Origin of the sequence: Kitasatospora sp. NPDC057518 (assembly GCF_042802075.1) — a bacterium.
Lineage (GTDB): Bacteria > Actinomycetota > Actinomycetes > Streptomycetales > Streptomycetaceae > Kitasatospora.
This window is the reverse complement of sequence record NZ_JBHVEU010000625.1, coordinates 1-3,966: the sequence shown is the minus strand read 5'-3', so window position 1 is coordinate 3,966 and position 3,966 is coordinate 1. Positions and strand designations below refer to the sequence as shown.

The window sequence follows — 3,966 nt, the reverse complement described above, 5'->3', positions numbered from 1 at the left end:
GCCTGTACGCGCTGCCGCCGGGCGCGCCGCCCGGCGGCTACCTCGGCCGGCAGCTGCTGGAGGGGTAGTTCCCCGGACGGTTCCCCGGGGGTCCGACGGCGGACCCCCGGGATCCACCGCCGCGGTCCCGGCCACTGGAACGCTTGGCCGCCGGGGCCGTTGAATCGTTAGGGTGACTGCTTCGGCACACCCTGCCCGCGCAGTACCCCGGAACCCCACGGAGGCATCATGTCGGCCACCCGCTACACCTACCTCGGACCGGCCGGCACGTTCACCGAGGCGGCCCTGCACACCCTGCCCGAGGCGGCGACCCGGGAGCTGGTGCCGCTGTCCTCGGTGGCGCTGGCGCTGGACGCGGTGCGCGGCGGGGAGGCGGCCGGGGCGTTCGTCCCGATCGAGAACTCGGTGGAGGGCGCGGTCACCGCGACCAACGACGAACTCGCCTCCGGCACACCGCTGATGATCTACCGTGAGGTGCTGCTGCCGATCACCTTCGCGCTGCTGGTGCGGCCGGGCACCGAGCTGTCCGGGATCAAGACGGTGACCAGCCACCCGGTGGCCCAGCCGCAGGTGCGGCGCTGGCTGGCGGCCAACCTGCCGGAGGCGGACTGGGAGTCGGCGGCCTCCAACGCGGACGGCGCCCGGCTGGTCGCCGAGGGCCGCTACGACGGCGCGTTCGCGGGCGAGTTCGCGGCGCCGATCTACGGGCTGGAGCCGCTGGTCAAGGAGATCGCGGACGCGAAGAGCGCGGCCACCCGGTTCGTCCTGGTCGGCCGCCCGGGGCGGGTCTCCTCGCCGACCGGCGCGGACAAGACCTCGATGGTGGTCTGGCTGCCGGACGACCACCCGGGCGCGCTGCTGGAACTGCTCCAGGAGTTCGCGGTGCGCGGGGTCAACCTGATGCGGATCGAGTCCCGCCCGACCGGCGAGGGCATGGGCAGCTACTGCTTCCTGATCGACTGCGAGGGGCACCTGTCCGAGCGCCGGGTCGGCGAGGCGATGATGGGGCTCAAACGGATCTGCCCGCAGGTGCGGTACCTCGGCTCCTATCCGCGCGCCGACCGGCAGGAGTCCACCCACCGCCGGCCGGGGACCTCGGACGGGGATTTCACCTCGGCGGCGGACTGGCTCTCCCGCGCGCTCGACGGCCGCGGGGACATCTGAGCTTCTCCTCGAGTCCTTCCGGAATTTTCCGACTGTTTTCGCCCGGCCCGGGCGGCCCGGGCGGGTGACCGCACCGTCGTCCACAGGGGCCGTCGGGGCCGGAGACCGCTGTCCACAGGGCTCCCCGCTGTCCACAGCCCGGAGTTATCCACAGGCCTGGGGACGAGTCGACAAACCGGTATAGCCATTGCCCAGACCCGGTCGGACCATCGGTTTGCGTCGCAGAGATGACCAATCGGACCAGAGTCACCCGGTTGCCAGCAAATCACCCGTCCGAGTGCTTCAATTCCCTCACCCGAGAAGGTTGATTGAGGTTTGAAACCTCAATTCCCTGGTTCGTTCACGCGGAAGGCAATCCTCCCCTTTGATCCACAGGCCCGGGGCCCGGCCTGTGGATAACCCGGCGACGGGAAGTTCCCCACAGGGGTTATCCACAGGCGCGGGCGAGTTATCCCCAGGGAAAAAGCCGTACCGGTGGAGGAACGGTCTCCCGGTACGCTTGGGCCTGTGATTGACCTTCGCCTGCTCCGTGAGGACCCTGACCGAGTGCGCGCCTCGCAGCGCGTCCGTGGCGAGGACGTCGACCTGGTCGACGCCCTCCTCTCCGCCGATGAGCGGCGCCGGTCCTCGGGCAGCCGCTTCGACGAACTGCGCAGCGAGCAGCGGGTGCTCGGCAAGCAGGTCGCCCAGGCCAAGGGCGACGAGAAGGCCGCCCTGCTCCAGCGCACCAAGGACCTGGCCGCCGAGGTCAAGGCCGCCGACGCCGAGCAGGGAGCGGCCAAGGAGGAGGCCGACCGCCTGCTCCGCTCCCTGGCGAACCTCATCGACCCGGCCGCCCCGGTCGGCGGCGAGGAGGACTTCGTCACCCTCGAGGAGATCGGCACCCCGCGCGACTTCGCCGCCGAGGGCTTCGAGCCCCGCGACCACGTCGAGCTCGGCCAGATCCTCGGCGCGATCGACACCGAGCGCGGCGCCAAGGTCGCCGGTGCCCGCTCCTACTACCTGACCGGCGTCGGCGCGCTGCTGGAGCTCGCCCTGGTCAACATGGCGATCGCCCAGGCCACCGCGGCCGGCTTCATCCCGATGATCACCCCGACCCTGGTCCGCCCGGCCGCCATGGACGGCACCGGCTTCCTCGGCCAGGCCGCCGAGAACGTGTACCACCTCGCCGAGGACGACCGGTACCTGGTCGGCACCAGCGAGGTCCCGCTCGCGGCGTACCACATGGACGAGATCCTCGACGCCGACAAGCTGCCGCTGCGCTACGCCGGCTACTCGTCCTGCTTCCGCCGCGAGGCCGGCACCTACGGCAAGGACACCCGCGGCATCATCCGCGTCCACCAGTTCGAGAAGGTGGAGATGTTCGTCTACACCACTCCCGAGGACGCGGAGAACGAGCACCGGCGCCTGCTCCAGTGGGAGAAGGACTTCCTCAACGCGCTGGAGCTGCCGTACCGGGTGATCGACGTCGCCTCCGGCGACCTCGGCGCCTCGGCCGCGCGCAAGTTCGACATCGAGGCGTGGATCCCCACCCAGGGCAAGTACCGCGAGGTCACCTCGACCTCCAACACCACCGAGTACCAGGCCCGCCGGCTGTCGATCCGGATGCGCGAGGACGGCAAGACCCGCCCGCTCGCCACCCTGAACGGCACCCTGGTCGCCGTCCCGCGCACCATCGTGGCGATCCTGGAGAACCACCAGCAGGCCGACGGCTCGGTCGTCGTGCCCGAGGCGCTGCGGCCGTACCTCGGCGGACGGACCGTCCTCGAGCCGGTCAAGTAAGCCGGCCCGCCCAGCACCACCTGCGACACTCCCGGGAGACGTACGGCCCATGAGCACCACCAGCCCCAGCCCCGTCTCCCCCGACGGTGGCGACCTGCCCTACCGGCTGGTCGCCACCGACCTCGACGGCACCCTGCTCACCAGCGGGGAGACCGTCTCCGAGCGCACCCGCGCCGCCCTGGCCGCGGCCACCGGCGCGGGCGCGCTGCACATCATCGTCACCGGGCGCTCCGCGGTCTGGGCCCGCCCGGTCTTCGACGAGATCGGCTACACCGGGATAGCGGTCTGCGGCCAGGGCGCCCAGGTGTACGACGCCGGCGCGCACAAGCTGCTCACCTCGCTCACCCTGGACCGGCGGCTCGCCGCGCTCGCGATCGAGAAGATCGAGGCCGAGACCGGCCCGCTGGCCATCGCCGCCAACCAGGACGGCCTCGACGGTCAGGTGCTGGCCGGCCCCGGCTACGAGCTGCTGATCGGCTCCGACCTGCCGGTCGTCCGGGTCGACCGCGGCGGGCTGTACGACTCCCCGCTCAGCAAGCTGTACATCCAGCACCACGCCCTCACCGACGACGCCCTCGCCGAGGCCGCCCGCCGCGCCGCCGGCGACCTGGTCGGCGTGGTGATGGCCGGCGCCGGCGTGGTCGAGCTGCTCCCGCTCGGCCTGTCCAAGGCCACCGGCCTGGCCGTCGCCGCCCGCCGCCTGGGCGTCCGCGCCGCCGACACCATCGCCTTCGGCGACATGCCCAACGACGTCCCGATGTTCGGCTGGGCCGCCCACGGCGTCGCCATGGCCAACGCCCACGAGGAACTCCTCGCCGTCGCCGACACCGTCACCACCAGCAACGACGAGGACGGCGTCGCCGCGGTCCTGGAGCACCTCTACCCGCAGCGCTGACGCCTCCGGCGCGGCCCTTGTGCGCCGTGCCCCGGGCTCGCACACCCCGTAACCCCGCCCGAAGCCGGAGAACCGCCGGCGCTCGGGCCATCCGCTGCGGCCTTCCGCCCGTGTCTGTTGCACTT

Annotated in this window: 3 protein-coding genes; all 3 read left to right on the top strand. The window is 72.0% G+C overall.

Annotated features, from left to right (window positions below; all coding sequences use genetic code 11):
• The first annotated feature begins 228 nt into the window (after positions 1-228).
• The 3 genes from pheA to ACFU7Z_RS37340 all read left to right on the top strand — a co-directional run bounded on the left by pheA (position 229) and on the right by ACFU7Z_RS37340 (position 3,841).
• Complete coding sequence (gene pheA, locus ACFU7Z_RS37350; RefSeq protein ID WP_049652857.1) at positions 229-1,164, top strand: prephenate dehydratase; 936 nt, start codon at positions 229-231, stop codon at positions 1,162-1,164.
• Positions 1,165-1,671: 507 nt separating this feature from the next.
• The gene (serS, locus tag ACFU7Z_RS37345; RefSeq protein WP_380782550.1) at positions 1,672-2,946 is read left to right on the top strand and encodes a serine--tRNA ligase; all 1,275 of its coding nucleotides are present in this window, start codon (positions 1,672-1,674) and stop codon (positions 2,944-2,946) included.
• 49 nt (positions 2,947-2,995) lie between these two features.
• Positions 2,996-3,841: an HAD family hydrolase gene (locus ACFU7Z_RS37340; protein WP_049652861.1), complete on the top strand. Its 846-nt coding sequence runs from the start codon at positions 2,996-2,998 to the stop codon at positions 3,839-3,841.
• Positions 3,842-3,966: the final 125 nt, after the last annotated feature.